The organism is uncultured Mobiluncus sp. (genome assembly GCF_902488535.1).
GTDB lineage: Bacteria > Actinomycetota > Actinomycetes > Actinomycetales > Actinomycetaceae > Mobiluncus.
Genome location: NZ_CABTWO010000037.1, coordinates 1 through 5,328, shown reverse-complemented (window position 1 = coordinate 5,328; position 5,328 = coordinate 1). Strand labels below are relative to the sequence as shown.

At 62.0% G+C, this 5,328-nt stretch carries 4 protein-coding genes; all 4 read right to left on the bottom strand.

Translation table 11 applies throughout. The annotated features are described in order from the left end of the window. Positions 1–66 precede the first annotated feature (66 nt). Entirely contained in the window at positions 67–1,299 is a 1,233-nt protein-coding gene (gene purM, locus RDL66_RS08840) for a phosphoribosylformylglycinamidine cyclo-ligase (RefSeq protein ID WP_308536614.1), read from the bottom strand. A 5-nt stretch (positions 1,300–1,304) separates the two neighbouring features. Beyond that, entirely contained in the window at positions 1,305–2,921 is a 1,617-nt protein-coding gene (gene purF / locus RDL66_RS08835) for an amidophosphoribosyltransferase (RefSeq protein ID WP_308536613.1), read from the bottom strand. Positions 2,922–2,953: 32 nt separating this feature from the next. Then, a complete protein-coding gene (locus RDL66_RS08830) occupies positions 2,954–3,184 on the bottom strand; it encodes a DUF3073 domain-containing protein (protein ID WP_308536611.1) in 231 nt (76 codons plus the stop codon). A 102-nt stretch (positions 3,185–3,286) separates the two neighbouring features. After that, on the bottom strand, positions 3,287–4,942 hold the full coding sequence (locus RDL66_RS08825) for an ABC transporter substrate-binding protein (protein WP_308536609.1): 1,656 nt from the start codon (positions 4,940–4,942) through the stop codon (positions 3,287–3,289). Between the last annotated feature and the right edge of the window lie 386 nt (positions 4,943–5,328).

Genomic DNA, 5,328 nt, shown 5'->3' with positions numbered 1-5,328 from the left:
GCTGCCATTATTGGCAGCTATTGCCTGTATTCCACCTTTTATCCACGCGATTGACAGTAGCCCGGGCTAATACCGGTATTCACCGAGCATGGCCACGGTTCCTCCGGTGACCCCTTTAGTCCCCGAAATCTGGCGCTCACCTGCGGGAACGCCATCACTGACACGTCCCATGACAAAAGATTCCATGCCGGCGACCTGTGCCGCCATCATCGTGGCGGGCACGAAATCAGGGTGCACGATAGCCACCATGCCCACACCGAGGTTCCAGGTGTCCTCGGCACTGGTCACGTCCACCCCGCCCAAATCCATCAGGTAGCGGAAAATTCCCGGTACCTGCCAGGTCGAACGGTCCACTACCGCGTGTAGCCCAGCGGGAATGACCCGGCACAGATTTGCAGCCAAACCGCCACCGGTCACGTGAGCAAACGCGTGAACCCGGTTTCCGTCCAGTTCCCCGGCAAAATCGCCGGCTTGGCGGGCAGCGTGCCAGCCAGAATCTTCCAGTTGCAAACACAGCTGGGAATACAACCGGGTCGGTTCCAGGCAGGCCAGGCCCAAGGTATAGTCAGCGGCTTTAGCAAACGGCGAGCCGCTCGGCGCCGCCACCCCGTAAGACTGCGGAATCGAAGAATCCCAATCCACCCCCGCGTCAGCCACAATCCGGCGCACCAGGGAATATCCGTTGGAATGCAAACCACTGGAAGCAAAACCCACCACCAGGTCCCCGGCACAAACCCGCTGGGGTCCCAGCAATCGAGGCGCGTCCACTACTCCGGTCGCCGCTCCGGCCACATCAAAATCCTCAACCCCCAAGACACCGGGGTGTTCTGCCGTCTCGCCCGCCACCAGCGCGCAGTTCACTGCCTGGCAAGCCCGGGCGATGCCCTCGACCACGGCCGCAATCATCTGGGGGACGACCCGGCCGCAGGCGATGTAATCGGTCATGAACAGGGGTCGCACCCCCGCCGGAGTGAGGTCGTCAACGACCATTCCCACCAGGTCTTGACCGATAGTGTCATAAATCCGCATCGCTTTGGCCAGCTCAATCTTGGTGCCGACCCCGTCGGTAGACGTCGCCAACAGCGGGCGGCGCATGGTGGTCATCCCCGCGGCCGCGGCATCATAGAGGCCCGCGAACCCGCCGGTGCCGCCCAAAACTTCCGGCCCTTGGGTGGCTTGCACCGCGGTTTTCATCAGTTCCACCGCCCGGTCGCCAGCCTGGGTGTCGACTCCGGCGCGCGCGTAGGCGTTAGCGCTGTTCGCTGCGGTGTTTTCGGCTGGAACATCGCCAAAATTCATGCCGGTCACTCCTTTCCCCCACAAAAGGTCACTCCCGGCGGGAGGGCTCCCGCGGTTTCCAGGTCCGCCAAACGGGTGGGATATCGCCCGGAGAAGCACGCGGTACACAGCTCATTTTCGGGCTGGCCGGTAGCCTCGACCATGGACTCATAGGACAGGTAGCCCAAGGTATCCGCCCCGATGGAACGGCAAATTTCAGGAATGTCCATGCCGGTGGCGATGAGCTCGGCACGGGTGGCGAAATCAATCCCGTAGTAGCACGGCCACATGACCGGCGGGCTGGAAATCCGCACGTGGACCTCGGCAGCGCCAGCCGCCCGCAACATCTGGATGACGGCCCGCTGCGTGTTGCCCCGAACGATGGAATCATCGACCACAATCAGGCGTTTGCCCTCTATCACGGAGCGCAGCGGGTTGAGTTTCAGGCGAATCCCCATCTGGCGCATGGCTTGGGTCGGCTGGATGAAAGTCCGGCCCACGTAGGCGTTTTTCACCAGGCCTTGCCCGAATGGGATCCCGGATTCCTCAGCGTAGCCGATAGCGGCCGGCGTCCCGGAATCCGGGGTCGCCATGACCAGGTCAGCCTCGACCGGATGTTCGCGAGCCAAGGCGGCCCCCATCGAACGGCGCGCAGCGGCGATGGAGCGCCGCGCAATGGTGGTGTCCGGTCGGGCCAGGTACACGTATTCAAACACGCAGCCCGCGGGCCGAGCCGGGGCAAAAACCTCGGAATGAACCCCGTTTTCGTTGATAGCAATCAGCTCGCCGGGCGCGATTTCACGCACGAAAGTCGCGCCGACTATGTCCAGCGCGGCGGTTTCGGAGGCGACCACCCAGCCGTTCGGCAGCCGTCCCAGCACCAGGGGCCGAATCCCCTGCGGATCGCGCGCCGCATAAAGCGTGGTTTCGTCGATAAACGCCAGGGAATACGCGCCGTCCAACTTCGGCAGGATTTCCCGCATGACGCTCAACAGCGGCGGCTCTCCGCCGATCGAGACGGCGTGGGTGGACACGGAGTCAATGAGCTTCATCAACAGCATCGTGTCCGACGAGGAGTCTTGCAGGCCGTGAGCCTTCTGCTCTTTCACGTCGGCGACGGTTTGGGCGGCCGATTCCGCGGGTTTACGGGAGGCAAAAGGGCCGGTGGCGGGCGTTCCGGGGGCCACGGGTTTATCGGCGGGGTTCACCAGGCCGGAGGTCGGTTTTCCTTCCGCGGGCAGCAGTTCTTCCAGCAGACCCCGGGTGTTCACAAGGTTCCCGTTGTGCGCCATCGCGAGGGTTCCGAAAGCGGTGGGACCCAGCGTTGGTTGGGCGTTTTGCCAAGAGGACATCCCGGCGGTCGAATAGCGAACGTGACCCAACGCGAGATGACCTTGCAAGGACGCCAAGTCCCGGTCTTTGAACACCTGAGAAACCAATCCCATGTCCTTGTAAACCAAAATCTTGGACCCGTCCGAAGCGGCGATACCGGCCGATTCCTGACCGCGGTGCTGCAGGGCATAAATGCCGAAATAGGTCAGGCGCGCGACTTCCTCGCCCGGCGCCCAGACACCAAAAACACCGCACTCATCGTGCGGTCTATCGTCAGAGTCGTGTCGAGCCAAGTCAGCGGAGCAGGTCATTGCAGCATTACCGAAGATGGGCAACCCCGGCTTCACGCGGAGTCTCCGCCATCATCGCCCTGGTCAGGGTCGTCGTCAGCGTAATCAGCCCACTTATCGTAATCGGGTTCAGCGTATTTAGCGTAGGGATCATCGTCCCACGAATCCTCACCGGACTTGCCTGATAGTTCCCGCTGCAGCGCCTCGAGATCCATTTCCGGAGTCTCATATTTCAGTCGGCGTGCGACTTTTTGCTGCTTAGCTTTTTGGCGGCCACGGCCCATAGCCCGAGTCCCTCCTTGAAGTCACGATTAGTCAGCTTTTAGTTTATCCCCTGACCTAAGATTACGCCACTTGTTTGGCACCTTTTGGCGCGGCTCCAGCGCCTAATTCTCGGCGACTTTCCAATACTGCACGCTGCCCCGCCAGTTCGGCTCCACGTCCTTAACCTGGGGGGACCACCCAATCAGGGACTTCGCGTGCCACAGCGGCAAAACCGGCAGGTCACGCAGCAGTATCGCCTCGGCGTGCTGATATTCACGGTTAGCCGCCGCGTCCTCGCTCACGCCGCGCGCGTGATTCAGAGCCGCATCAAAATCCGGGGCGGAATACCCGATACTGTTGGCATAACCCCCGGTGGCAAACCACGGCTGCAGGTAGGAATGCATCCCCGGATAGGGCGACTGCCAATCCACCAGGAAAGCCGAGTCGATATCGCCGCGGGTCACGGCCATATCTATGGCGCGCTGATCGAGGTAAGACTTGCCCGCGGTGCGAATCCCCAAAGTCGACCCGATGGTCCCCAAAGCCACATCAATCCAGGCATTCAACCCGTTGTCGGGCCGAGCGATGGTAAAGGTGTCTCCCTCTGTCCAGGGCGAAATCTGGTTTGCTTGGTCCCACAAGCTTCGGGCGACGTCAGGCCGATAGGTCAGCACTTCGTTACCCGGCAGCTTCGCGGTGTGACCCGCAAGGGTGGGGGTCACGAAATCAGTGGCGACCTCCCTGGTGCCGTTAAAGAAACGTTTAACGATGTCCTCGCGGTTGATGGCTTGGGACACGGCGGCGCGGCGTAGCCGGCCCTCGTCGGTGTTTAGCGCGAAATGCCCGCTGGAGGGGATGGCCAGGAATTTCACGTGCGCCGAGGACACGGTGAGCGTGCGATCCTGGAGCTGTTCGGTAAAACTGTCTTTCGCACTGTCCGGCAGTTCCTCGTCAATGTCCAAAGCGCCGCTGGTCAGGTCCTCATAGGCTTGGTCCGGGTCGTGGTAGAACTTGAAAGCCAGTCCGGAGTTTTGGGCTTGGCGCGGCCCGTGATAGCGGGTGTTGGGCACCAAAGTCAGCTGAATGCCGTGTTCCCAGGCGCCCTCCCGCGCCAGCATGTACGGCCCGTAGCCGTAGGGGTTTTCGCCGAAGCCCGAAGTCACGTTGCCCGCCGAGTCAAAGGCGGAATCCGGCAGTGGCACAAACGCCGGGTCGGTCAACCGCATCGGAAAATCGCAGGTCGGCTGGGTCAGGTGGACTTTGAATTGCGTGTCGCTCAGGCGCTGCAGGCCGGTCAGGTCTTGGTTCGCCGTGGCGGAAAAGCCCTCGATGGGTTCAAACAGCCCCGCTTTTAGGCGCCGATTGGAGGCCCTGGCGGCGTCGTTCCAAGCCCGGATAAAGTTGTCAGATTTCAGCTTGGTGCCATCGGAAAACACTTCGCCCGAGCGGATTTGGATGTCGTACTCCGTGCAGTCCGGGTTCGGCACCACCGCGGTGGCCAGCTCATTTACGATGGTTCCGTCCGGGTTCAAGTAGGACAGGCCGGAAAACAGCAGGCTGACGAACGTAGCTCCCGATGAATACGAGGAATCGGCCGGAATCAGGGATCGCTCCGGTTCGGTCGCTGCCACGTTGATTAGGGTATCAGTTGAGTTCCCCGGTTTATTCAGGCTTTGGTCCGAGGTCGCGGGGCTGGAACACGCCGCCAGCCCGGTTGCCGCCAGCGCCGCCAGCGCGACCCCCGCGGTCATTTGTGCCAGTGTTTGCTTGATTTGCACCGGGCCTCCCTGAGCCGTTTTGTTCCTTACGTTTTTATCTTACCGATTCGCCCCGCCGGCGCGGGGTTTTGGCGCCGGATCGGTTCGCGGGGACTACAGGTCACAAGGCCGGTGCGGGCGGGGTCACAAGGCCGGTGCGAGGGCGGTGGGGTCACAAGGCCGGTGCGCGCGGTTCGCGGTGGCGCGATAGACCTCGGACCCCACCTTTGTGGCACGAACGACCGATTTCACTGCGCCCAGAGCCAACTCCCCCAGGGTCAAATCGCTTCTACCTACGGGTTTAGAAAACTAAAGTTCGGCACCAACCCAGAATCCGGGTTGAAATCGGTCGCTCGTGCATCCGCCCCGGCAGTCACGGGCAGCAGCGGGGGGAGGAGCGGCGGGGG

Bases quoted from the DNA above. Each gene is read 5' to 3' on its own strand.
- purM (WP_308536614.1), bottom strand. From the start codon at position 1,299: ATGAATTTTGGCGATGTTCCAGCCGAAAACACCGCAGCGAACAGCGCT.
- purF (WP_308536613.1), bottom strand. From the start codon at position 2,921: ATGACCTGCTCCGCTGACTTGGCTCGACACGACTCTGACGATAGACCG.
- RDL66_RS08830 (WP_308536611.1), bottom strand. From the start codon at position 3,184: ATGGGCCGTGGCCGCCAAAAAGCTAAGCAGCAAAAAGTCGCACGCCGA.